Origin of the sequence: Plantactinospora sp. WMMC1484, assembly GCF_049315195.1 — a bacterium.
Classification (GTDB): domain Bacteria; phylum Actinomycetota; class Actinomycetes; order Mycobacteriales; family Micromonosporaceae; genus Plantactinospora.
Window position 1 is genome coordinate 6,530,986 of the sequence record NZ_CP186055.1, and the last position, 23,585, is coordinate 6,554,570.

19 protein-coding genes are annotated in these 23,585 nt (G+C 72.8%); 14 read left to right on the top strand and 5 right to left on the bottom strand.

Going from position 1 to position 23,585, the window contains the following annotated elements; genetic code table 11:
• The first annotated feature begins 4 nt into the window (after nt 1-4).
• From ACN28C_RS28000 to ACN28C_RS28050, 11 genes are all read left to right on the top strand, one after another.
• Nucleotides 5-883: a sugar transferase gene (locus ACN28C_RS28000; protein WP_422770508.1), complete on the top strand. Its 879-nt coding sequence runs from the start codon at nt 5-7 to the stop codon at nt 881-883.
• The gene (locus tag ACN28C_RS28005) at nt 876-2,429 is read left to right on the top strand and encodes a lipopolysaccharide biosynthesis protein (RefSeq protein WP_422770509.1); all 1,554 of its coding nucleotides are present in this window, start codon (nt 876-878) and stop codon (nt 2,427-2,429) included. Before ACN28C_RS28000 ends, ACN28C_RS28005 begins: the two co-directional genes overlap by 8 nt.
• The gene (locus ACN28C_RS28010) at nt 2,426-3,289 is read left to right on the top strand and encodes a class I SAM-dependent methyltransferase (RefSeq protein WP_422770510.1); all 864 of its coding nucleotides are present in this window, start codon (nt 2,426-2,428) and stop codon (nt 3,287-3,289) included. The genes ACN28C_RS28005 and ACN28C_RS28010 overlap by 4 nt, the downstream gene beginning before the upstream one ends.
• Nucleotides 3,286-4,143, top strand: a complete 858-nt coding sequence (locus ACN28C_RS28015; protein ID WP_422770511.1) for a class I SAM-dependent methyltransferase — start codon at nt 3,286-3,288, stop codon at nt 4,141-4,143. Before ACN28C_RS28010 ends, ACN28C_RS28015 begins: the two co-directional genes overlap by 4 nt.
• Nucleotides 4,140-5,456, top strand: a complete 1,317-nt coding sequence (locus ACN28C_RS28020; protein WP_422770512.1) for a glycosyltransferase family 2 protein — start codon at nt 4,140-4,142, stop codon at nt 5,454-5,456. Before ACN28C_RS28015 ends, ACN28C_RS28020 begins: the two co-directional genes overlap by 4 nt.
• Nucleotides 5,453-6,757, top strand: coding sequence for a glycosyltransferase (locus ACN28C_RS28025; protein ID WP_422770513.1), 1,305 nt, complete (start codon nt 5,453-5,455; stop codon nt 6,755-6,757). Before ACN28C_RS28020 ends, ACN28C_RS28025 begins: the two co-directional genes overlap by 4 nt.
• Nucleotides 6,754-8,028 (top strand): O-antigen ligase family protein, encoded by a 1,275-nt coding sequence (locus tag ACN28C_RS28030; RefSeq protein ID WP_422770514.1) that lies wholly within the window; start codon nt 6,754-6,756, stop codon nt 8,026-8,028. Before ACN28C_RS28025 ends, ACN28C_RS28030 begins: the two co-directional genes overlap by 4 nt.
• Nucleotides 8,025-9,212 carry a glycosyltransferase gene (locus tag ACN28C_RS28035; protein WP_422770515.1) on the top strand — a complete coding sequence of 396 codons (1,188 nt, stop codon included), beginning with the start codon at nt 8,025-8,027 and terminating at the stop codon, nt 9,210-9,212. Before ACN28C_RS28030 ends, ACN28C_RS28035 begins: the two co-directional genes overlap by 4 nt.
• Nucleotides 9,200-10,426: a glycosyltransferase gene (locus tag ACN28C_RS28040; RefSeq protein ID WP_422770516.1), complete on the top strand. Its 1,227-nt coding sequence runs from the start codon at nt 9,200-9,202 to the stop codon at nt 10,424-10,426. Before ACN28C_RS28035 ends, ACN28C_RS28040 begins: the two co-directional genes overlap by 13 nt.
• On the top strand, nt 10,423-12,087 hold the full coding sequence (locus tag ACN28C_RS28045) for a hypothetical protein (RefSeq protein WP_422770517.1): 1,665 nt from the start codon (nt 10,423-10,425) through the stop codon (nt 12,085-12,087). Before ACN28C_RS28040 ends, ACN28C_RS28045 begins: the two co-directional genes overlap by 4 nt.
• 67 nt (nt 12,088-12,154) lie before the next feature.
• Nucleotides 12,155-13,018 carry a TylF/MycF/NovP-related O-methyltransferase gene (locus ACN28C_RS28050; RefSeq protein ID WP_422770518.1) on the top strand — a complete coding sequence of 288 codons (864 nt, stop codon included), beginning with the start codon at nt 12,155-12,157 and terminating at the stop codon, nt 13,016-13,018.
• A 160-nt stretch (nt 13,019-13,178) separates the two neighbouring features.
• On the opposite strand, the gene ACN28C_RS28055 is transcribed toward ACN28C_RS28050, so the two are convergent.
• A complete protein-coding gene (locus tag ACN28C_RS28055) occupies nt 13,179-15,995 on the bottom strand; it encodes an AfsR/SARP family transcriptional regulator (protein WP_422770519.1) in 2,817 nt (938 codons plus the stop codon).
• A gap of 378 nt (nt 15,996-16,373) precedes the next feature.
• Between ACN28C_RS28055 and ACN28C_RS28060 the strand changes: the two genes are divergently transcribed.
• A complete protein-coding gene (locus tag ACN28C_RS28060) occupies nt 16,374-17,375 on the top strand; it encodes a hypothetical protein (protein WP_422770520.1) in 1,002 nt (333 codons plus the stop codon).
• Between the two features lie 34 nt (nt 17,376-17,409).
• Here ACN28C_RS28060 and ACN28C_RS28065 read toward each other — a convergent pair whose 3' ends face one another.
• Both ACN28C_RS28065 and map read right to left on the bottom strand, forming a co-directional pair.
• Nucleotides 17,410-20,340 (bottom strand): AfsR/SARP family transcriptional regulator, encoded by a 2,931-nt coding sequence (locus ACN28C_RS28065; RefSeq protein ID WP_422770521.1) that lies wholly within the window; start codon nt 20,338-20,340, stop codon nt 17,410-17,412.
• Between the two features lie 188 nt (nt 20,341-20,528).
• A complete protein-coding gene (map, locus tag ACN28C_RS28070) occupies nt 20,529-21,347 on the bottom strand; it encodes a type I methionyl aminopeptidase (protein WP_422770522.1) in 819 nt (272 codons plus the stop codon).
• Nucleotides 21,348-21,421: 74 nt separating this feature from the next.
• On the opposite strand from map, the gene ACN28C_RS28075 reads away from it, so the two are divergent.
• A complete protein-coding gene (locus ACN28C_RS28075; protein WP_422770523.1) occupies nt 21,422-21,688 on the top strand; it encodes a helix-turn-helix domain-containing protein in 267 nt (88 codons plus the stop codon).
• Nucleotides 21,689-21,719: 31 nt separating this feature from the next.
• Here ACN28C_RS28075 and ACN28C_RS28080 read toward each other — a convergent pair whose 3' ends face one another.
• Nucleotides 21,720-22,565, bottom strand: a complete 846-nt coding sequence (locus tag ACN28C_RS28080; protein ID WP_422770524.1) for an SAM-dependent methyltransferase — start codon at nt 22,563-22,565, stop codon at nt 21,720-21,722.
• A 204-nt stretch (nt 22,566-22,769) separates the two neighbouring features.
• Between ACN28C_RS28080 and ACN28C_RS28085 the strand changes: the two genes are divergently transcribed.
• Nucleotides 22,770-23,060, top strand: a complete 291-nt coding sequence (locus tag ACN28C_RS28085; RefSeq protein WP_422770525.1) for a hypothetical protein — start codon at nt 22,770-22,772, stop codon at nt 23,058-23,060.
• A gap of 110 nt (nt 23,061-23,170) precedes the next feature.
• On the opposite strand, the gene ACN28C_RS28090 is transcribed toward ACN28C_RS28085, so the two are convergent.
• Complete coding sequence (locus ACN28C_RS28090) at nt 23,171-23,392, bottom strand: VOC family protein (RefSeq protein WP_422770526.1); 222 nt, start codon at nt 23,390-23,392, stop codon at nt 23,171-23,173.
• Between the last annotated feature and the right edge of the window lie 193 nt (nt 23,393-23,585).

Genomic DNA, 23,585 nt, shown 5'->3' on the forward strand with positions numbered 1-23,585 from the left:
CCGGGTGCTGGTGCTGGAACCGCCCCACGGCGACAGCACCACGGACCGGCTGGCCGACGAGTTCGAGATCGCCACCCGGTTGCCGCTGCCGCAGCGGATGGACCAGCTCGACGAGGCACTTCGGCACTGGCGGCCGAAACTGCTGCTCTGCAAACTCCGGCTGGACCAGCTCGACGAACCGCTGGTCGCGGTCTGCCTGGCCCACGACGTCGAGATCTTCGTCCTCGCCCACCCCGTCTACGGGCTGCTGCAACCCGCCCGACTGCGCCGTTTCGGCGGACTGCCCTGGCTGCGGCTGCGGCCGGGTCGCTCCGGCGAGGAGCGCCTCAAGCGCGGGTTCGACGTGGCGGTGACGCTGCTCAGCACACCGCTGGTGATCCCGCTGATGCTGCTCATCACGGCCGCGGTCGCCCTCAGCGGGCCGCCCTTCTACGTGCAGTCCCGGGTGGGCGCGGGTGGCCGGCGGTTCCGGATGGTCAAGTTCCGCACCATGCGCCCGGACGCCGAACGGGACACCGGACCGGCCCTCGCCAGCACCGACGACGCCCGGGTCACCCGGGTCGGCCGCCTGCTGCGCCGGTTCCGTCTGGACGAGCTGCCGCAACTGTGGAATGTCCTCAGGGGCGAGATGAGCCTGGTCGGGCCGCGCCCGGAACGGCCGGAGTTCGTGGCCAGCTTCCGCGAACTGCCACACTACGAACTCCGGCACCGGATCCGTCCCGGCCTGACCGGCATCGCCCAGCTCACCGGCGGTTACGCCGCGACCGTGGAGGACAAGCTCCGCTGCGACCTGCTCTACCTGCACTGCCGGTCGCTGCGGCTCGACCTCCTCCTGGTCGTGTTGACGATCGCCGAACTGTTCCGGGGTTTCCCCCGTGGCTAGCGGCGACGGCAGGCGACTGACCCGTAACTCCACCGGCCTGGTAGCCGCCCGGCTCACCGTGGCGGCGGCGGGACTGGCCACCCTGCCGGTCCTGTACGACCGGCTCGGCGCCGCCAAGTTCGGCACCTGGGTGCTGCTCGGCGGCATCGTGGCCGTGCTCGCCCTGGTCGACCTCGGGCTCGGCGCCGCCCTCGTCCGGCAGGTCGCCCGTACCCTGGCCGGGCAGCCGGACCGGGTCACCCGGACCGCGCTCGGGATCGGGCTGCTCTGGGGGGTCCTGCTCTGGCTGCTGGCCTCCGCCGGCACCGTCGCGGCCTGGCCCGTGCTCGCCCGGCTGCTGCAGCTCGGCCAGCTCGTCGGCGAGGCCCGCAACGCGCTGCTCACCCTGCTGCTCGGACTGCTCTGCGACGGCGCGGCGCTGCCCTGGCGGGCCGTCCTCGAGGGTGCCCAGCGCTACACCACGCTGGCCTGGATGACCGCCGGCACGGGGGTGCTCGGCGCCGTCCTCGCCGTCCTCGTCGTCCGGCTCGGCGGCGGACTGCTGGCCCTGGCCGCGTCCACGGCGGCGGCTGGAGCGGTCCGGACCGTGCTGGTGGTGACCGCCGCCCGGCACTGGCACCGGCACCTCGGCCCGAGCCTGCGCGGCGTGCGTCGCGACGAACTGCGCGAGCTGTTCGGGTACGGCCTGCGGATACAGGTGACCAACGCGTCCGGGGCAGCCAACCTGGAACTGGACCGCTTCGTCCTCGGCGGCGTCGCCGGTCCTGCCGTGGCCGGGTCGTTCGAGCTCGGCAACCGCCTACTCACGCTGCTCCGGTTGCCACCGGCGATCGTGCTGATGGCGATGTTCCCGATGGCGGTGTCCCGGGCGGCGGTCGAGGGGCGGGCCTGGCTGGACCGGTTCCACCTCACCGCCACCCGGTACCTGACCGCGTTCGCCGCGGTGGGCACGGCGCTGCTGGTGGTCTCCGCCGACCCGCTCATCCGGCTCTGGCTCGGCGAGCCCGTCTGGTGGGCGACCGCGACCATCCTCGTACTCGCCCCGAGCTATGCGCTGAACCTGGCCGCCGGCGCCACCGCGATCGTGCTCCGGGTCGAGGGACAGCCGGGCGGCGAGACCGGCTACGCCCTGCTGTCGGTCCTGCTCAACCTCGGGCTGACCTGGCCACTGTGGCAGCTCTTCGGTCCGGTGGGCGTGCCACTGGCCACCTCGTGCGGGATCGCGGCCGGCACGGCGTACTTCGTCCTGCGCTTCCACCGTCGTACCGGACGGCCGGTCGCCCCGATGCTGGCCGCCGTCCGGCCCGCCATGACCGCCGCCCTGGTGGCCGGCGCGGGCGGGGTCCTCGCCGCCCGGTTCCTGCCCGACGGGCCGGGCCGGCTCGACGCCGCGCTGGCCGTGGCGACCCGCTCCACGCTGGTGCTGCTGATCGCCGTCGCGGTGCTCGCCGGCACCGGATTCCTGCCTGCCCGGGACCGGGCCGAGCTGCGCCGGTTGGTACGCCGGGAGCGTCCCCTCGCCGCGACCGGGGAGCGTCTCCGGTGACCGCGGCGACCGACCTGAGCCGCTGCCTGGTCTGTGGTGGGGCGGCCGACCGGCACACCCGGCTCGACGGCAACCTGCGGCACTGCCCCTCCTGCACCTTCACCTGGACCGCACACCACCTCCCACCCACCACCGAGCTCTACGACGAGAGCTACTTCACCGGCGACGGCTACGAGGACTACTACCTCCCCCGCCCCCGCCGCTACGAATCAACCCGCCGCCTGCGCTGGCTCCTCCGCACCACCCGAAACCACCCACCCCGCACCCTCATCGAAGCCGGCAGCGCCGGCGGCTACTTCATCGAAGCCGCCCGACACGCCGGCATCACCGCCCACGGCATCGAAATCTCCGAACACGCCGCCCGACACGCCCGCGAACACCTCCACGTCCCCGTCCAACACGGCCACTTCGAAACCACCACCCCAGCACACCCCGTCGACGCCGTCTGCGCCTTCCACGTCCTCGAACACGTCGACAACCCCCGACACTTCCTCCACGCCGCCCACCACATGCTCAACCCCCAAGGCTGGCTCGCCCTCGAAGTACCCAACATCGCCTCCGCCGCCGCCACCCGACTCGGCACCGACTGGCCCGGCCTCCAACTGCGGTACCACCGCTGGCACTTCACCCCCGAATCACTCATCCGACTCGTCACCACCACCGGATACGACGTCATCACCTGCGACACCGCCGTCTTCCGCTACTACATGCCGGTCGGCTACCGGCTCCGGCACGCCCGCAGACTCGTGCCGCCCGACTGGTCGGGCACCAGGTCGCTGCGGCTGACCCAGCCCCGACTCGGCGACCTGCTCCGGCTCGTCGCCCGGACGCGCGGCGGGACCCGAAGGGAGAGATCGTGACCACACAACTGGAGACGTACACCTGCCTGGTCTGTGGTGGGGCGGCCGACCGGCACACCCGGCTCGACGGCAACCTGCGGCACTGCCCCTCCTGCACCTTCACCTGGACCGCACACCACCTCCCACCCACCACCGAGCTCTACGACGAGAGCTACTTCACCGGCGACGGCTACGAGGACTACTACCTCCCCCGCCCCCGCCGCTACGAATCAACCCGCCGCCTGCGCTGGCTCCTCCGCACCACCCGAAACCACCCACCCCGCACCCTCATCGAAGCCGGCAGCGCCGGCGGCTACTTCATCGAAGCCGCCCGACACGCCGGCATCACCGCCCACGGCATCGAAATCTCCGAACACGCCGCCCGACACGCCCGCGAACACCTCCACGTCCCCGTCCAACACGGCCACTTCGAAACCACCACCCCAGCACACCCCGTCGACGCCGTCTGCGCCTTCCACGTCCTCGAACACGTCGACAACCCCCGACACTTCCTCCACGCCGCCCACCACATGCTCAACCCCCAAGGCTGGCTCGCCCTCGAAGTACCCAACATCGCCTCCGCCGCCGCCACCCGACTCGGCGCCAACTGGCCGCACCTCCAGTTCCGGTACCACCGCTGGCACTTCACCCCCGAATCACTCATCCGACTCGTCACCACCACCGGATACGACGTCATCACCTGCGACACCGTCTTCTCCCGCTTCTACTGGCAGCCCTGGGGCCGGCTCCGGCACGCCCGCGAACTGCTGGTCGCCGACTGGGTCGCCACCCGCTCGCCCCGGATCCGGCACCCCCGGCTCGGCGACGCGCTGCGGCTGGTGGCCCGGCGCGCCGGACAGGGGTGGTCGGCATGACCGTCCCCGTCGTCTCGGTGCTGCTGATCAGTTGGAACACCCGCGAAGAGACCCGCCGCTGCCTCGACTCGCTGCACGTGGCGACCGGCGGCCTGCCGTACGAGGTGGTCGCGGTCGACAACGCCTCGGCCGACGGCTCCGCCGACCTGCTCGCCGCCGACCCCCGGGTTCGGCTGATCCGCAACCCGCGCAACGTCGGCTTCGCCGCCGCGATGAACCAGGCCTACCGGCAGGCGACCGGTGAACTGATCCTGCTGCTCAACAGCGACGTCCGGTTCCATCCCGGCGCGCTGGACACCATGGTGGAGTTCCTGCGGGTGCGCCCGGACGCGGCCGGAGTCAGCCCGCTGTATCTCAACCCGGACGGCAGTTTCCAGCAGCACTACGTGCAGTTGCCGACGTTCCCGGCCGCGCTCACCCTCTTCACCGCGCTGCGCCGGCTGCCGGGGTTCCGGTCCGCGTTGCACCGCTTCGAGCTGCGGGGCGCGGACTTCTCCCGGCCCCGGGAACTCGCCTCGGGCAGTTGCATGCTGGTCCGGCGCACGGTCCTCGAACCGGACCGGATCTTCGACGAGCGCTTTCCGATCTACTGGAACGACGCCGTGCTGACCCGTACGCTCCAGGCGGCCGGGCACCGGTTCTGGATGATCCCGCACGCCGCGGTCACGCACACCCGGGGCGCGTCCTGCCGCCTGCTGGGCACGGCGGCGCGGCTCCGGCACCTGATCGGCGGCCTGGTCTGCTACCTGCGGATGACCCAGCCCCGCTACCGGGTCGGCGTGTTCCGGCTGGTGCTGCTGGCGGACCATCTGGTGAAGCGGCTCTGCCGCCGGCAGACCAGCCTCGGCTGGCGCGACCTGGTCGCGGCGCTGCGCGGCGACGTCGGGCCGCTGCCGGACGGCGACCGGCGGGACTGGGCCATCATCTCCGGGTACGGCCCGTGGGCGGCCGCACACGACCCACCGACGCTGCTCGGCGACCGGTTCGACGACCACCGGGTGCTGCTGCTCGAGCGGCCGGGCCGGAACCGTCGGCTCCACGTCCGGTTCGACGGCTCCGTGTGGCGGGCCAGCCCACCCGCCCTGGTGCCGTTCGCCCGCCGGTCCGCGCCGGTCCGGGCGGTCAACGACCGGTACGCGGCCGGTGCGCTGCGCCGCTGGCTGGACGAACGCCCCGGAGCCCGGGTGCTGCACCTCGACGAGACCAGCCGCCACCTGGTCAGGCGGCTCAACGAGGACGACGTGACGCCGATCGCCACCGCCCCGTCCGCGTCGGACCTCGCCCGGAACTCCCGCGTCGGAGCGCGCCCGTGACCGACGCCGCGCTCGTCCCAGCACCGACTCGGAGCGGAGCCGCCGCACCGGCGGTCCGGTCGCGGCCGGCCGGCCCGGACTGGGTGCTGATGTTCAGTGGCAGCCCCTGGCGGGCCGCCGCGCACCGACAGCACGCGCTGGCCCGGCAGCTCGCCACCGACCGGCGGGTGGTCTTCGTGGACCCGCCCGGCAACTCGCCCCGCTGGCGCTGGTCGGTACGCCAGGTCGACCAGGCACTCTGGCATGCGGTGCCGCCCGCGATCCTCCCGTTCGGCCGCCACCTGCCGACCGTCAACCGGCTGAGCCGGCGGCTCGGCGCGCGCCGGCTGTCCCGCTGGCTGGACGCCGCGACGGATCGCCTCGAACGGGACCGGATCGGCGAAGCCGACGGGCCCGGCGGCCGGGCCGACGAAGCCGACCGGCCCGGTGAGCGGATCGACGAAGCCGACCGGCGAATCGGTCAAGCCGACCGGCCCGGTGAACGGATCGTCTGGCTCGACGAGGACCTGGCCTGGCCGGTGTGCCGCCGGCTCGGCGCCGCCGCCGTGGTGTATGACGCCACCGACCTGGACTGGACGTTCACCCGGTGGTGGAACCGGGGCCACCTGCGGCGGGCGCTGCGGCACGCGGTCGCCGAGGCCGATCTGGTTCTCGCCTCCTCCAGCGCGCTGCCGGCACGGCTACCCGGTGCCCGCCGGCCGCCGGTCGTGCTGCCGAACGGCTGCGACCCGGAGTGTTTCACCGCCGACGGGCCGGTCGCCGCGGCGCTCGCCGAGCTGCCCCGGCCGATCCTCGGCTACCTGGGCGCGGTCGACACCCGGGCGTTCGACGGCGAGCTGGTCGCCGCGGTGGCCGCCGCCCGTCCGGAGTGGACGGTTCTGCTGATCGGCCCGTCGACCCCGGCCGGCCGGGCGCCACTGCGCGGGCTGTCCAACGTACGGCTCTGGCCGGCGGTGCCGTTCGCCGAGGCGCCCGCCCTGGTCCGTGGCTTCGACGTCGGCATCATCCCCTACCGGGTGGGGGGCCTGATCGATTACGTCCACCCGAAGAAGTGCTACGAGTATCTCGCCGCCGGTCGGCCGGTGGTGGCGACACCGCTGCCCGCGCTGCGGGAGCTCTCCGCCCCGGTCCGGCTCGCGGCGACACCCGCGCGGTTCGTGGCCTCCGTGGAGGCGGAGCTGCGTACCGCGTGGTGCCCGGGCGTGGTCGCCGAGCGCCGGGCCGCCGCGGTGCCGCAGAGTTGGGACGCCCGTGGCGCCCGGCTGCGCGACCTGCTCGCGGATGTGGCGGGCGCGCGGTGAGCCGGCTCTGGGTGCCGTCGGCGCTGACCGCGGGGGTGATCGGTGCCGCTACCGCGCTGCCGGTCGCGATCCTGCCCACCAGCCTCGGCGTCGCGGTCGGCGGCACCGTGCTCTGCGCCCTCGGGTTCGTCCTCTGGCCGTGGGCGGTACTGCCGGTCGGGATCATCGGGGGCTCGGTCGCCAGCGGCCTGCTCGGCGTCGCCGACGTCCAGACGTTCGTGATCATGCATACCCTGCCGTTGGTCGCCGGCTGCGCGGCGCTGGCCGTACGGTACGTGCTCGGCTGGTGGCCGGAACAGAGCCCGCCGTGGCACCGCACCGGGCTGGCGATGGCGGTGCTCAGTGCCGGCATCGGCGTCGCCGCCGTCTACGGCCTGGCGATGGGAAACCTGCCGCGGAACGTGCTGGTGGCGGCGTACCAGGTGGCGGTGATCCCGGCGTACTTCTTCCTGGCCCTGCACACCCTGCACACCCGGCGGTGGCTGCGCGCCGCCGCCCTGCTCTACCTCGTCTCCGCCGGGGTGCTGACCACGATCGAGCTGAGCAACCCGGGCCGGCACGGCGGCCTGCTCGCGGTGCTGGCCGTACCACCGTTGATGGTGCTCGCCGGCCGGGCCCGCGGCTGGCGCCGCGCCGGCCTTGCGCTGCTGACCGCGGTCTTCCTCGCCGACGTGGTGCTCGCCTCCTACCGGGGGATCTGGCTGGTCACCGGGGTCGCCGTCCTCATCCTGCTGGTCCGGGGTGGCGCGGCGGTCCGGCGCGGGGTGCTGGTGACGGTCACCGGAGCGGTCCTGCTCTTCGGCCTGATCAGCCTGCACCCGGGGGTCCGTGAACGGTCCACCGTGGTGACGATGGCGCTCGAACGCGACGCCGGGCACCGGCTACCGGAGTCCGCCGTCGGCCTGGCCGCCTTCGCGGCGCAGCCGCTGGTCGGCGCGGGTCTCGGCCAGTCCGCCCCGCAGGTGTACGTCGAGGGTTACGCCGTTACCGACGTCGGTCCGGTGTACCACGCGTTCTGGGTGATGATCCTGGCCAACTCCGGCCTGCTCGGGCTCTTCGCCGTGCTGTGGCCGGTGCTGCGGGCGCTACCGGCCGGGTTGGCCCGGCGGAACCCTCTCGCCCTGGCGTTCGCGGCGTTGACCTGCGGCTTCCTCGGCGCCGCGTTCTTCGCCGGTCCGACCGACGGGCACTGGGAACTCGGCCTCCTGCCGGCGCTGACGCTGCTCGCCAGCCGGATCCGGGAGACACCGACGCCGGTGGTGGCACGATGACCGGCACGATCCCGCGGCCCGCCGACGACCGGGCCGGACCGATGACGGGGCGGCCCGGCAACCTGGCCGCGACCGCGGTGCTGGTGACCCACAACTCGGCCCGGCACGTCACGGATGCGGTGGCGCCGTTGCTGCGGGCGGGACTCACCGTCCGGGTCGTCGACAACAACTCCACGGACCGCACGGTCGCGCTGCTCGGCGAGCGTTTCCCCGAGGTCGCCGCCATCGCCAACCCACGCAACGTGGGATTCGCTGCCGCCGTCAACCAGGCGCTGGCCGGCTGCGTCGACGACGTCGTACTCGTGGTGAACCCGGACTGCGTCCTGCCGGCGGCGGCCGCCCGGGAACTTGTCGGATTCCTGCGCGCCCACCCCGCGGTCGGGATCGTGGGGCCGCGCCTCGTCGACGGGGACGGCCGGCCGGCGATCAGCGCCCATCCGTTCGAAACGCTGACCAGCGTGGTGCTCTCCCGGTTCGGTGGCACCCTGGTCCCGGTACCGGTGCGCCGGCTCTTCGGCGGCCCCCGCCGGCGGGCCGCCTACGACGCCTGCCGGATCCCACCCGAAGCGGTCATCCCCGGAACGGCCGGTGCCGGACCCGTCAGTGTCGACTGGCTCTCCGGTGCCTGCCTGGCGGTCCGGCGTGACCTGCTCGACCGGACCGGCGGGCTGGACGAGGGCTACTTCATGTACTACGAGGACGAGGAGCTCTGTCTCCAGGCCCACCGGCTCGGCGCCGACGTGGTGCTGCTGCCCGCCGTGACCGCCCGGCACACCGGCGGCGGCAGCAGCGCCGACCCCCGCTGGATCTGGCCGCACCTCTACCGCAGCATGCTGCGGTTCTTCGCCCGGCACCGACGCCCGACATACCAGGCGGTCCGGCTGGTGGTGCTGTTGCGGGCCCTGCTCGGCGCCGGGCTGGCGGCGGTACGGCTGGCCGTCTCACCACACTCCGGCCTGGCCCGGCTGCGGGCCTGGTCCACGATCGTCCGGCTCACGGCGACCGCCAGTCCGTCCCCGCTCGCGGCGACCCAGTCTCCATCGCCGCACGCGGCGACCGAGTCTCCATCGCTGCACGCGGCGACCGAGTCTCCGTCCCCGCTCGCGGGCACCGCGCCGCCATCCCGGCCCGCGGGTGCCGCCACACCTGCCTCGGCGGAAGGGAGTCACCGATGCACGTCCTGATCACCGCGGTCGGCCATCGCACCGAACACTGGACCGACCTGTTCGACATGCTGGCCGGGCGGCCGGACCTGACGCTCACGGTTGCCGTGGCCGACGTGTCCGTGCAGACCGACCAGACCCTACGGGCCCTCGCCCTGGCACATCCGGGGCTGCACTACCGGTGCCTGCCGCACCTGCTGGGCGAGACCCGCACCGGCCACATGGCGTCGGTGCTGTTCCGCCCCGACAGTCTGCGGCGGGCGGTGCCACGCCGTCCCGACGTGCTGCACGTCATCGGCGAGGCCGCCTACCTCAGCACCTGGCAGGCACTCCGCCTGCGCCGCCGGTGCTGGCCGGCCCTGCCGACCACGCTCTACGCGGCGCAGAACATCGTGATGCGCTTCCCGGCCCCCTTTCCCCGCCTCGAACGGCGGGCGTTCGGCGCCGTCACGCACGCCTTCCCGATCACCCCGGCGGCGCTCGGCGTGCTGCGTGCCAAGGGCTATCAGGGACCGGCCACCCTCGTGCCGCTCGGCGTGGACCTGGCCCGGTTCACCCCGGCACCGACTCCGGCCGAGGAGCGACAGTTCACGGTCGGCTTCGTCGGCCGCCTCGAACCCCACAAGGGCGTCGGAGACCTGGTGCGCGCGGTCGAGCTGATCGACGCCGACCTCCTGGTCGTGGGCCGGGGGAGCCTGTCGGCCGAGGTGGCCCGGGCGGCGGCGGCCAGACCGGGCCGGGTACGCCTGCACGACTGGGCGGACCACGAGCAGTTGCCGGACCTGCTCCGGCGGATGGACGTCCTGGTCCTCCCCTCGGTCGAGGTCGTCCAGCGCAACGTGCTGCCGTGGGTCGGCATACCGCTGCGGGAGCAGTTCGGCCGGGTCCTCGTCGAGGCGATGGCCTGCGGGGTGCCGGTCGTCGGCAGCGAGGTCGGCGAGATTCCCTACATCATCGGGCCGGCCGGGCTGACCTTTCCCGCCGGCAACGTGCCGGCCCTGGCACAGCGGCTGGCCCGACTGCGACACGACGCCAGCCTGCACGGCCGACTGCGGGAACGCGGCCTGCAACGTGCGGCGGAGTTCGGCTGGCACCGGGCCGCCGACACCATGTGCGAGATCTGGCGGCGGTTGCTCCGCCAGAGCGACGGAAGGGACGGGACACCGGACCTGCCACGCCCGCCGGCGATGGCGAACACCTCCGGACCCGAGGCCGAAAGGACGGTAAGACAATGACGATCCGGAACCGCGTACGCGGACTGCTGCGCAGTGGGCGGCAACACACCGTGATCCCGGTGCTGACCCTGCTCGCCGGTGTGGCGGGCGCACAGGTGGTGACCCTGGTGGTGCCCCGTTCCTACGAGGCGACGGCGTCGGTGATGGTGGTGCCGCAGAAGTCTGAGAGGGGCGGCGCCGCCGGTCTCGCCATCGCACAGAACCTCGCCCCCACGGTCGCCCGGCTGGCAGAGTCCCGGCAGGTCGCCGCCGACGCGGCGGCCACGCTCGGACTGCACGAGGAACTGGTGGCGGGCCGGATACGCGGCGCCTCCGAACCCGGCCTCCAGATCGTGACCATCCGGGCCACGGCACCTACCGGGCCCCGGGCCGCGGCGATCGCCAACGCGATCACCGAGGCGCTCGGCCACGAGGTCGGTGAACTGCGCATCGGCGGCGAGTCCCCGATCGCCACCGAGCTGTTCGACCGGGCCGCGCCGCCGCGTACGCCGGTGACGCCGAAGCCCCTGCTCAATCTGGCACTCGGCGGCCTCGCCGGGCTACTTGTGGGGCTCGCCCTGACCTCCGTGCGCAACCGCTTCGACACCCGACTGCGCAGACCGGACCAGATCGAGGAGTCTCTCCGGCTGCCGGTCCTCTGCGCCCTGCCACGACTGCCGCGCCGCCCGACGACGCAGGCCCTTCCCGTGCACGAACGGCCCGAGGTGGCCGCCGCGGTCGGCTCGGCGGTCGCGACGCTGAGCGTCTTGACCGCCGCGTCGCCGCGCTGCCGGATTCTCGTCACCGGGATCCGCGATTCCACCTCGGTCGACCTGGTCGCCGGGTTGTTGGCCCTCGGTTTCGCCCGGCACGGCCGATCGACGACGCTGGTGGAGGGCCGGACGACCCAACCGACCCTGGCCAGGCTGTTCCCCGGCTCGGAGCGCTGCGCGCTGCAGCAGGTGATCGCCGGTGACCGCGTCCCGGAGCCGGTGTCGGGCGTCGCCTCGCTCGCCGTCGTGCCGGCAGATCCGATCGGCCGGTCGTTCGGCGCACAGCCACCGGACAGCGAGCGGATCGGCGCCCTGCTGGACGAACTGGCGGAACGGTCCGGTGCGGTCGTGACCACCGCCTCACCGCTGCTGACCGGCACCGACCTGCCCGTACTCGCCCGGCACGCGGACGCCGTCCTGCTGGTGGTGCACGCCAACCGTACGCGTAAGGGTGAGGCGAGCCGAGCCACGCTGCTGTTGCAGCGGCTCGACGTACCGCTGCTGGGAGTGCTGGTGGTCGGCGCGACCGGCGACCTCGACACGCCGGTCCCCGCCGCGTGGCCCGTCGTCCAGCCGGTCCACGGAGTACGGCAGTACGGGGTGCGGCACCACGACGTGCCGGCCGGCGCCGTGCTGGCGCCTCCGGTCCCCGACACCAGCTCCGTCCCGACGGGCGGCCGGCTCGAACCGGCCGCCGGGACCGGACCGGCCGCCGAGCCGGATCCGACGCCCGGACCCGTCGTCGATCCGCAGCCGGTGCGCTCCCGGTCTTCGACACAGCCGAAGCCGCAGAGCCCGACCCGGGCCCGGGGGCAGGCGACGGCGCCGAGCCCCGCCCGGTCCCGAACACGACCGGACGCGTCGAATCCGAGCCGGCTCGGGGCAGCCCTGAACCGCGACCGCACCTGACCTGGCAGAGACCCAACGGCGTGCGGACGCCCATCGTCCGCACGTCCCTACCCGAACGGAGAAACCCGTGAGTGAGACCTTCGTCGCGTCCAAGCAGTCCGGATCCGACATCGCCGATCCCCGACGCATGTACACCGAGTTGTTGAAGAAGACCCTGACCAGGTACACGTTCGGCGAGGCGTGGCAGCCGTACGAACCGCGCCCCAGGAGCCTGCGTGGCACACTGGTCCGCCAGGGCAGACGGGTGCTGCACCGACGCGGCCTCGAACTCGTCTCGAAGTTCAGCTTCGACGCCGACGCCCGGGCCAACGGGCGGGACTGGCCACCGGACGCCGAGACGATGGTCGGGCTGCGCCGGCTGGACAACGTCGAACACTGCGTCCTGGACGTGCTGCGGCGGGGTGTTCCCGGTGACCTGATCGAGACGGGTGTCTGGCGCGGTGGGACGGTGATCTTCATGCGGGCGCTGCTCGCCGCGTACGCCGACCACGACCGCACCGTGTGGGTGGCGGACTCCTTCCGCGGCCTGCCGAAGCCGGAGGCGCACCGCGTGGAGGACGTCGAGGATGCCCTGTGGACGGTGCCCTTCCTGGCGGTGTCGCTGCCCCAGGTCAAGGAGAACTTCCGCCGTTACGGTCTGCTCGACGAGCAGGTCAGGTTCCTGCCCGGCTGGTTCGAGGACACCCTGCCGGGCGCACCCGTGGAACGGATCGCGGTGATGCGGCTCGACGGCGACCTCTACGACTCCACAAGCGTCGCGTTGCGCTCGCTCTACCCGAAGCTCTCCGTCGGCGGGTACGTCATCATCGACGACTACCACGCGGTGCGAGGCTGTCAGCAGGCGGTCGACGACTTCCGCGCCGAGCTCGGCATCACCGACGAACTGGTACCGGTCGACTGGACCTGCCGCTACTGGCAGCGCACCCGCTGACGGCGGAGATCGCTGACCGCCCTCGCCCGGCGGTTGCCGATGCCGGCCGCCGCGACGGCCACCCCGGCGGGCGCGGCGACGGCCGAGATCACGCTCGACCAGGGGGCCACCTCGGAGAGGCCGAGCCGGGCCGGGAAGCTGCGGTGGCGTGCCGGAAGGATCAGGCCAGTCGTTCGAGTCGGCTGCGGGCGTCCTCGGCCGCCTGGTCGCCCAGCTCGTCGTAGATCTGCGCCGCACGTCGCCACGCGGTTGCCGCCCCGGGCAGATCGGCGATCGACTCCCGCGTCTCGCCGAGCCGGATCAGGGTCTCGGCCTCGTGGTACCGGTCCGCGGAGTCGCGGAACAGTCGGATCGCCTGTTCATAGCAGCTCAGGGCCCGGTCGTGTTCGCCGAGGCGGTCGTATGCGAAGCCGAGGCTGTCCAGCGTCGCCGCCTGGCCGTTGCGGTCGCCGCTGCGCTGTTGCCGGGCGAGGGCCTCCGTGCAGCTTGCGATGGCCTGGGGGTAGTCGCCCCTGCTGGCGTACAACCAGCCGATCGCGTTCAACGTCCGTGCTTCCCCGGCGCTGTTCCCGGCCAGCCGATAGAGCCGCAGCGCTTCGCGGCCGTGCGCGAGCGCCTCGTCCGGCCGGCCGCGCAGGTAGCAGAGTTCGCAGTAGTTGTGCAGGGTCTGCGCCTGGCCGGTCGGATCGCCGAGGCGCTCGTGTAGTTCGAGTGCGCGCCGCAGCCGGAACTCCGCGGTGTCGTGCTGGCCGAGCCGGGTGAACGCGCGGGCCAGCAGCCGGTTCGTCGCGGCCTGCCCGGCGACGTCGTCGATCTTCTCCGCGGCCGCGAGCGCGACCTGCTGGGTGGCGAGTTGCTCCTGCCAGAGACCGCTCGGTGCGAGGAACGTGTTCAGCGTCCAGGCGATCTGCCAGGCGTACGCCTCGAATCCCGTCTCGGCAGCCTGGACGACCAGGCGCAGCAGTACGCGCCGCTCCGCCGTGAACCAGGCGAGCGCGGTGTCGTGCTCGGTCGCCGGCCCCCTCGGCTGCGCCGGCAGCGGTGGCACCGGGTCGATGGGCGCCCACTGCGGCTGGAGCAACAGGGCCGCCGGATAGGCGTGGTGCAGGTAGTAGTCGTACAACCGGTGCCGGGCGGCCGACCGTTCGTCGGCGTGCTCCGACGACTCCGCAAGCTCGGCCGCATAGCCTCGGAGGAGATCGTGGAAGGCGTACCGGCCCGGAACGTGCTCGGTCAACAGGTGGAGCCGGGTCAGCTCGCGCAGCGGCGTCCGGACGGCCGGCACCGGCACTCCGGCGAGCGCGGCGGCGGTGTCGGCGGTGAGGTCGGGACCCGGATGCAGCCCCAGCAATCTGAACAGTCGCGCCGCGTCCCGGCTCAGCGCCAGGTACGACCACGAGAAGGCACGCCGGGCGTCCCCGTTGGCCAGGGCGTCCAGTCTCGCCTCGGCTGTGTGCAGCTCCGCCGCGATGGCGTCGAGCGGAAACGAGGGGTACGTGGCGATGCGGGCCGCCACCATCGACAGGGCGAGTGGAAGTCGACCGGTGGCGGCGATGATGCCGGTGACCGCGGCCGGCTCGGCGGCGAGTCGGTCCGAGCCGAGCCGGCTGGACAGCAGGCTCATCGACTCCTCGGTGGTGAGCACGTCCAGCGTCAGAGGTACGGCACTCTCCTCCGCGACCAGGCCGCTGAGCCGATCGCGGCTGGTGACCACGACCACGCACCTGCCGGCACCGGGCAGCAGGGGCCGCACCTGGTCGGAGTCTCGGGCGTTGTCGAGCACCACGAGCATCCGGCGCGAGGCCAGCAGGTCGCGGTAGCGCCCGACCCGGGCCTGGATGCTGGACGGGATCCGGGCGTGCGGCACGCCGAGTGCCTCGAGGAAGCCGAGCAGGGCATCGTCCGGGGACATCGCGTCGGCTTCGTCGTATCCGCGTAGGTTCGCGTAGAGCTGGCCGTCGGGAAAGTGCCCGGTCACCCGGTGCGCCCAGTGCAGCGCCAGGGCGGTCTTGCCGACCCCGGCCATGCCGGACACCGCCGAGATCACCACCGTCGTCGGGCCCAGCGGCCGCTCCTCCAGCAGCCCGTCGAGGTTGGCGAGTTCGGCGCCGCGGCCGACGAACTCCGGCACCGCGAGGGGCAGTTGCGCGGGACGTCCGGTGAGCGGGTCCGGCGGTGCGGCCCCGCGCACCGGCCCGTCCGGGCCGGTCGCCGATCCCGCGGCCAGGCCCGGGCGGTGGTGCAGGATGTCGTTGCGCAACCGGGTGAGCTGCGGCGTCGGCTCCAGCCCGGCCTGCTCGGCCAGCACCTGCCGCGCCTGCCGGAAGGCGTCCAGCGCGCCGGCCACGTCGCCGATGCGGTACAGGCCGAGCATCAGCTGGCCCCACGCCCGCTGCCGCAACGGATGCCGGTCGAGAAGGGCACGCAGCCGCTGCACGACCTCGGCCCGCGAGCCGAGCGCCAACATCGCCTCGGCGTAGTCCTCCTCGGCGACCATCCGCCGCTCCTCCAACTGCCCGACGCGCCGGGCCAGCAACGGATGCAGCGGCAGATCGGAGAGCGGCGCCCCGCGCCACATGCCGACGGCGGTGCCGAGCTCCACCTCGGCCAGGGCCGGGTCACCGGCGGCGAGAGCGTCCCGGCCACGGGCCGCGGCCGCGTCGAACCGGTCCAGATCCCGCTCGGCGGGCCCCACCCGGATCCGGTAACCACGGCCCGCGGCGGAGATTCCCTGCCACGACTCGCCGCCACCCAGCGATCGCCGCAACCCCCGCACGTAGGTACGCAGGTTCGCCGCCGCGGACGGGGGTGGCTCGTCGGCCCACAGCACCGCGGCCAGCTCATCGGTGCCGACCACGTCGTTCGGCCGCAACAGCAGGGCCGCCAGCAGCAGGCGCTGCTTCACCGAGCCCAGCGGAACCGGCCGGCCCTCACGGGAGACCACCAGCGGACCGAGCAGGTCGAAGCGCAAGAGCACCAGCCATTTGTACCGGACGCACGCACTTCCACCTGGCACGGCTGTACGCCACTTGTACCTGAGTTGTACGTCGATCGCCGTACGCTTCCTCCGTACGGACCCGCCAGAAAGCGCAATCGCATCCGCGTCGTGTCCGATCCGCTCAGCCGCCGGTGAATGGTGGCACGGTGTCACCGGACCGCGACCGGATATCGCGCAGCGGATGCAGCGACGCCTCCGACCGATCCAGGAGCCCCGGTGCCCACAGTCCCGTCCCGAGCGATCGTCACCCATGCGGAGCCGCCTTTCATCATGTATATGGCGGGAATGCCGGGGCGTCCTCAGGAATCAGCACCCGCGTGCTTTTCGGACCTTCTCGCTCCCATCCTTTCCGCACCTGTGGAACTGGTCGAGATCGCCGCACTGCGGGACGGCCTCTCGCCGCGCCTGGACGGCACCAGCCCGGCCCGCACCAGGCAGCTCGCCGATCTGGCCGCCAAGGTTCCACCGATCGTGGTGCAGCGGTCGTCGTTGCGCGTCGTCGACGGCATGCGCCGGCTGGCGGCGGCGCGCTCCCGCGGGGAACGCCTGATCCCCGTCGTCTACTTCGACGGGACGGACGAGGATGCCTTCGTCGCCGCGGTACGCCTCAACGCCGTACACGGTATGCCGCTGTCGGCGCGGGACCGTGCCGCAGCCGTCGGGCGCATCCTCGGCGCGCACCCGCACTGGTCGGACCGGCGGATAGCGGCCGTCTGCGGAGTCTCCCCGAGGACCGTCGCCGCGCAGCGGCTACGGTCGCCCGACCACCGGAACCGGCTGGGCGTCCGGGTCGGCCGGGACGGCCGCCGGCATCCGCTCTCCGCGGCGAAGGGCCGCCGGATCGCGACGGAGATCATGCGGAGCCGGCCGGAGGCGAGCCTGCGCGAGGTCGCCCGCGAGGCGGGAATCTCCGTGGGCACCGCGATGGACGTACGGCGCAAGCTCGCCGCGGAGAACGGCGTGGTGACTCCGGTCGAGGCGAGTGCGGCCTCCCGGCCCGCCGCGCAGACCGCTCCGGCAGCCCTGGTCCGGTCCAATGTGACCGTCCTGCGACCCGCCGGCGGATGGCCCACGGCGTCCAGCCGGGGCTCCGCGCTCACCGCCGAGGCACGGTTGGAGCGCCTGCTCCACGATCCGTCGCTGCGCTACACCGAGCGGGGCAGGGCACTGCTCCGGCTCGCGTCGATGACGCTGGCGTTCGTCGCCCAGTCCGGCGCGGTCGCGGAGAACGTCCCGGGGCACTGCCGGGAGTCGCTGCGCGCCATCGCGGAGGCCTACGCGGACGGCTGGCAGAAGTTCGGCGAACGCCTCGCGGAGACGGGATCGGTCCCCCCGCGCGCCGAGGCGGCGGCCAGGTAGGGGCCGCCATCCGGTCCCGCTGCTCCCCCGTCCGTCACGCGGGTCCGCGGGACAGCCTCGCGCGGAGCTCGCCGGCGTCCGGGTGGCCGGTGAGATCGAAGATCTCCAACGCCTGTTGCCAGGCCTCGCGGGACTCCGCGGGCCTCCCGTCGGCGTGGTAGGCGTCACCTAGCCGGAACAGTGTCTCGGCTTCGTAGAACTGGCTGCCGGCCTGGCGGGACAGTCGCAGCGCCTGTTCGTAGCAGTGGATCGCCCGCGCCGCGTCGCCCAGATGATGGTGGATGAATCCGAGGCTGTCCCAGGTGTTCGCCTCGCCGAGGATCATGCGCATCTCCTGATAAATCTGGAGCGCCTGCTCGCACAGGGGGAGGGCGATGGCGTGGTCGCCCAACAGGGCGTGGCACCAGCCCGCCGCGTTGAGGGCGCGGGCCTTTCCCGCCTGGTGGTTCTCGGCCACGAACTGGTCGAGCGCACTGAGGGCATGCTCCAGCGCCGCGGCCATCCGACCGCTCCGTTCGAGGGTGTGACTGAGGGCGAGGTCCGTGTATGCCACGGCGATCTTGTTGCCGAGTGCCTCGTGGATGCTGAGCGCTTCCCGAAGATGGAGGTGCGCGTCGTCGAAGCGGCCGATCTTGCTGTAGGCACGGCCCAGACCCTGGTGTGCCGCCGCCTGCCCGACCAGGTCGCCCATGGATCGCGTCGTCTTCAGGGCGGACTCCCGGACGGTCACCCAGTCCTGAAGCCGCCCGGACATGTGCAGATAGGACTCGAAGGTCGCGGTCAACGGCTCGACGAGTTCCGGCATCCCCAGATCGGCGGCACGTTCGTTCGCCGTGAGCAGGGCCTGGTGTTCGGTCTTGAACCACGTGACGGCCCGATCGTGGTCCGGGCTCGCGACGGTGGTGACTCCGGGAGCTGGCGGCTCCAGCCGATGATCGAGCTGGGGTGCGATCTGCCGGTCCGCGAGACGCGACGAGTGGAGATAGTGGTCGAACAACCGGCGTAGCGCGGCTCGGCGTTCCTCCTCACTCTCGGTCTCCGTGACGAGTTCGGCCGCGTACGCGCGCATCAGGTCGTGCAGCGTGTAGCGGCCGGGACGGTGCTCGTCGATCAGGTTCGCGCTGTTGAGCTCGGCCAGGGCGCGCCGCGCCTCGCCGACCGGCAGGCCGATCAGGCTGGCCGCCGCCTCGACACTCACATCGACGCCGATGTGCAGGCCCAGCATGCGGAACAGCCGCGCGACCGGTCCGTGATACGCCCGGTACGACCAGGAGAGGACCGCGCGGAGATCTCTGATCTCGTCGTCACCGGTGAACATGTCCAGGACGGCCCGGGAGCCGTGCAGCTCCGCGGCCAGTTGCGCGAGGGGAGTCGTCGGCGCGGTGGCGGCGCGGGCCGCGACGATCGCGAGGGCCAGCGGCAGGCGGCCGCATCTCTCGATCACCTCGTCCACGGCATCCGGCTCCGCATCCATGCGTGCGTTGCCCAGCCGCCGCGCCAGCAGCTCCCGCGCCTCGGCGCGGGACGGCACGGCTACCGGTAGCGGATGAGCGCCCTCGACTGCGACAAGCCCCGAGAGCTGGTTGCGGCTCGTGATGACGACGACGCCACCCGAGGTGCCCGGTAACAGTGGCCGGACCTGCTCCGCGCTGAACGCGTTGTCGAGCACGACCAGTACGCGCCGGCTGGCGAGCAGACTGCGGTAGAGGCCCACCTGTGCTCCGAGAGTGGTCGGAATACGTACGGCTGGGATGCCCAGCGCCTCGAGGAGGCTCCGGATAGCCTCGTTCGGGCTCATCACCGAACGGCTCGGACCGTAACCGCGAAGATTGATGTAGAGCTGGCCGTCGACGAAGCGGTGCGCGACCGCGTGGGCCCAGTGCAACGCCAATGCCGTCTTGCCCACGCCACCCGGTCCCGTGATCACCGATATGGTCACCCCGGCCCGTCTCGGGGTGTCCGCCAACTCGGAGAGTCGGTGCAGCTGCGTGGCGCGTCCGACGAACATCGCGGTCGCGGGCGGAAGCTGCCGGGGAACGAGCAGACCCTGACGGTTGCCGTTTTCCTCGGCACGCCGGGACATCGCCGTCATCCCGGTCCCCGCGTGCTGGGCCGCCACTCCCGAGACGCCGGCCACACTCTGCACACCGACCGGAGCGGAGGGTTCCGGTCGTGGCAGCCGGCCGGCGGCGGCAGCCTGCCACGGACGGGGGATCTCCCCGTGCCGCAGGATCTCGGCGTGCAGCTGGCTCAGCCCCGGCGCCGGATCCAGGCCGGTCTCCTCGGCCAGCACCCGCCGGGCCCGCTGGAACGCCCCGAGCGCGCCCGCCACGTCCCCGGCGTGATACAGGGTCACCATCAACTGGCCCCAGGCCCGTTGCCGGAGCGGGTGCCGATCCAGCAGCGCCCGCAGGCGGGGCAGCACCGCGTCGAGGGCACCGATGGCCAGCAGCGCGTCGGCGTAGTCCTCCTCGGCGAGCGCCCGCCGCTCCTCGAGCTGGCCGGTCAGGTGGACCAGCGGCGCCGGCAGCGGAAGGTCGGCCAGTGGCGCCCCGCGCCAGATACCGACGGCCGCCCCGAGCTCAGCGGCTGCGCCGGTCGGATCGTTCGCGGCGAGGGCGCGCCGACCGCGCGACGCCGCCGCGTCGAAGCGGTCCAGGTCCCGCTCCCCCGCCTCGACCCGCAACAGGTACCCGCCGGCCACGGCGGTCAACCGCGACGGGCCGCTGTCGTCGTTCAGGCGCCGACGCAGGCCAAGCACGTAGGTGCGCAGGTTCGCCGCCGCCGACGCCGGTGGGGTGTCGCCCCAGACTACGGAGAGCAGCTCGTCGACAGCGACGACCTCGTTCGGCCGCAGCAGCAGGGCGGCGAGCAGCAGGCGCTGCTTGACCGAGCCCAACGGGACGGTCTGGCCGTCCTCGCGCGACACCACCAGCGGGCCCAGCAGGTCGTAGCCAAGATTCACGAGCAGCCTTCGGGTGCGGCCGTGCCGGGGGCAGTACAGATCACACCCTACCGCGCCGCCGTGATCGGTCGATGAACGGCGGACCGCACGCCGCCCTTGTCGGGACTGGGATGTCCCGGCGCCCGAGCCAGGATAGGGCGTGCGGCCGGAGCTTCCCGGTCCGGCGCGATCGGCGGTGGCCGTCCTGCTCAGGAGGCTGTGGCGGGCCTCCTGGTGGGGTCGGTCGAGGTGCCGCCGCTCGCGGGGCGGCGGGTCAGGACCTGGGGGCCGGCAGCCGTGATGGCGACGGTGTGTTCGGAGTGGGCGGTGCGGGAGCCGTCGGCGGAGCGGATCGTCCAGCCGTCGTCGTCAAACCTGATCTTGTCGGTGGAGCGGCAGAACCAGGGCTCGATGGCGATGGTGAGCCCGGGGTCGAGTTTCACGCCACGGCGGGCGCGGCCGTTGTTGGCGACGTGCGGGGCCTCGTGCATGGTGCGGCCGATGCCGTGCCCGCCGAACTCGCCGTTGACGCCGTAGCCGTAGGAGCGGGCGACCTCGCCGATCGCCGCGGAGACGTCGCCGAGGCGGCCGCCGGGCTGGGCGGCGGTGATGGCGGCCTCCAGGGCGACCTCGGTGGCCTCGATCAGCTTCAGGTCGGCCGGGTCGGGAGTGCCGACGATGACAGAGAGGGCGGAGTCGGCGACCCAGCCGTCGATGCCGACCGCCATGTCGATGCTGAGCAGGTCGCCGTCGCGCAGGAGATAGTCGTGCGGCAGGCCGTGCAGTACCGCGTCGTTGACCGACAGGCAGAGCACGTTGCGGAACGGGCCGCGGCCGAACGACGGGGCATAGTCCCAGTAGCAGGATTCGGCGCCGCGCTCGGCGATCCGGCGGCGGGCGTGGTGCTCGAGGTCCATCAGGTTGACGCCGATCGCGGCGGCAGCGCTCAACTCGGCGAGCAGTTCCCCGACGAACTCGCCGGCCACCGCCATCCGGCCGATCTCCTCGGCGGTCTTCAGCTCGATCATGACAGCCTCCCTCTCCCTCTGCGGTATTTTTATACCACGCCGGTCGGGAGGGCTTCGGGGGATATCCTGCTGGCATGGTTCGCCAACCGCTCACCGCCGAACAGATCGCCGCGGGCCAGCGCCTCGGAGTCGCCCTGCGGGCCGCACGGGCCGGCCGCAGCCTCGTCGAGGTGGCCGTGGCGGCCGGCATCTCCCCCGAGACGCTCCGCAAGATCGAGGCGGGTCGCCTTCCCGCACCGGCTTTCGGCACCGTGGTCTGCCTCAGCCAGGCCCTCGACGTCCCCCTCGGCGACCTGGCCGACGTCTGGCTGGCCGAGATGCCCATCCGCCAGGCGTCCTAGGCCCGGCTGTGACAGAGCGCCTCGTGGCGCATCAGGGCTTGCGGCCGACCACGCCGTAGGCGGTGACGTCGCGTGCGGCGGGTCGGGGCTGCGGCTCCGACTCGGCCCGCCACTCGGCGAGCGGCACGATTCCCGGCGAGACCAGCTCCAGGCCGGTGTAGAACCGGCCGATCTCCTCGGCCTTGCGGGCCCGGCCCTGCCCGTTCGCCGGATTCTCCCGCCAGGCCGCCTCGATCTTGGCGGCCAGCTCCGGCGGCAGGAAGTCGTTGGTGAAGTGGGTCATCACCAGCGCGCTGCCGGAGGGCAGCGGCGCGAGCAGATCCTCGACCAGGTCGTACGGGTCGTCGTCGTCGACGAGGAAGTGCAGGACCGCGACCAGCAGCACCGCCACCGGCTGCGCCAGGTCGAGCGTGGCGAGCAGGTCCGGGTGGCTGAGGATCTCCCGCGGCCGCCGCAGGTCGGCGTCCAGATAGGCGGTACGCCCCTGTGTGGTGCTGGTCAGCAGCGCCCGCGCGTGCGCCAGCACGATCGGGTCGTTGTCCACGTAGACGATCCGCGACTCCGGAGCGATCGACTGCGCCACCTCGTGGGTGTTGCCCACCGAGGGGATACCGGTGCCGATGTCGAGGAACTGCCGTATCCCGGTCTCACGGGCCAGGTAGCCCACCGCGCGGCGGAGGAACCGGCGGTTCTCCTGCACGGCGATCCGGGCGCTCGGGTAGACCTTCAGCAGCGCCTCGGCCGACTCACGGTCGGCGGCGAAGTTGTCCTTGCCGCCCAGCAGGTAGTCATAGCGGCGGGCCGGGTGCGGCACCGTGGTGTCGATCCGGGTGGCGCCACCCTTGACCGACGGTGACTGGAAACTGGGGTCGGGCACCCCGGCACCTCCATACCTGTTGCGGAGCCGGTCCCATCGTATGCGCCTGCGGTGGTGGCGGTCGGTGCCGGGGGGCAGATCCACGGGCCGCGCCCCGCTCCGGCCTCCTCAACCGGTGATGAACTACGAGGGCTTCCTCCTGTCACACGCCGGCTACGCAACCGACCAGGTCGTCTTCCTCCCGCAACTCGGGATCGGCATGACGTGCCCGCCGCCCGGGTGGTCTTCTGCGACGCCCACCCGTACGACGCCGGATACCTGCCGGTCGAACAGATCGCCGGCCGGGTACGGGTCCGCGGGCGGGGCGGCACCGTGCTTCAGCCCGGCATCCACCTGCTGGAAACCGCCCGCGACTTTCCCGCCGCCGCGCCGGTCCTGCTCATCACCGACGGACACTGCGACGCCGTACGTATCCGTCGGGAGCACGCCTTCCTCATCCCGGAGGCCGCCCGGCTGCCCTTCACGCCCCGCGGCCCCGTCTTCCGACTGCGGTGACGGCCGACGCGTCGGTGCGACGCGGCGACACCGACCGGATCGCGGCCACCTGTCTCACCGGTGGCACGGCAGCCGACCTCACCGGTGGCACGGCAGCTGACCGGGGCCGTTCAGACGTCGGATTCGAGGGCAAAGGTATTGCCGTCCGGATCCTGGAACCACGCGATTCGTCCGCCGCCGGCCCGCGCACCGATCCCCTCGGCGCTGGGGCCGGACCGCAGCGCCGGTAGGCCGAGCTTGCCTTCGTAGAAGGCGACCGCCTGCTGTATGTCGGACACGGCGATCGACGTTCGGAGGTGATGGCTGCTCAACGGCATGAACCACTGTCGCACACGCGGGTGGTGGGCCGCGGACGCATGGCCGGGGAGCCGTCCGGCTCTGAACTCCACCCGACGACGCCTGGCATCACCTGGCGACTCTGCCGGGACCCGGACGGCCAGGGCACAGGAACGGCGCCGCCGACCTATCCGAACGCTGGGCCGAGGCGGATACTGCCGCCAGGTCAAGCGACGCCGCACGCCGAGG

What these genes read in the sequence shown, in the direction of transcription:
- ACN28C_RS28020 (WP_422770512.1), top strand. Translation starts at nt 4,140, where the DNA reads ATGACCGTCCCCGTCGTCTCGGTGCTGCTGATCAGTTGGAACACCCGC.
- ACN28C_RS28035 (WP_422770515.1), top strand. Translation starts at nt 8,025, where the DNA reads ATGACCGGCACGATCCCGCGGCCCGCCGACGACCGGGCCGGACCGATG.
- ACN28C_RS28040 (WP_422770516.1), top strand. Translation starts at nt 9,200, where the DNA reads ATGCACGTCCTGATCACCGCGGTCGGCCATCGCACCGAACACTGGACC.
- ACN28C_RS28045 (WP_422770517.1), top strand. Translation starts at nt 10,423, where the DNA reads ATGACGATCCGGAACCGCGTACGCGGACTGCTGCGCAGTGGGCGGCAA.
- map (WP_422770522.1), bottom strand. Translation starts at nt 21,347, where the DNA reads ATGATCGAGCTGAAGACCGCCGAGGAGATCGGCCGGATGGCGGTGGCC.
- ACN28C_RS28075 (WP_422770523.1), top strand. Translation starts at nt 21,422, where the DNA reads ATGGTTCGCCAACCGCTCACCGCCGAACAGATCGCCGCGGGCCAGCGC.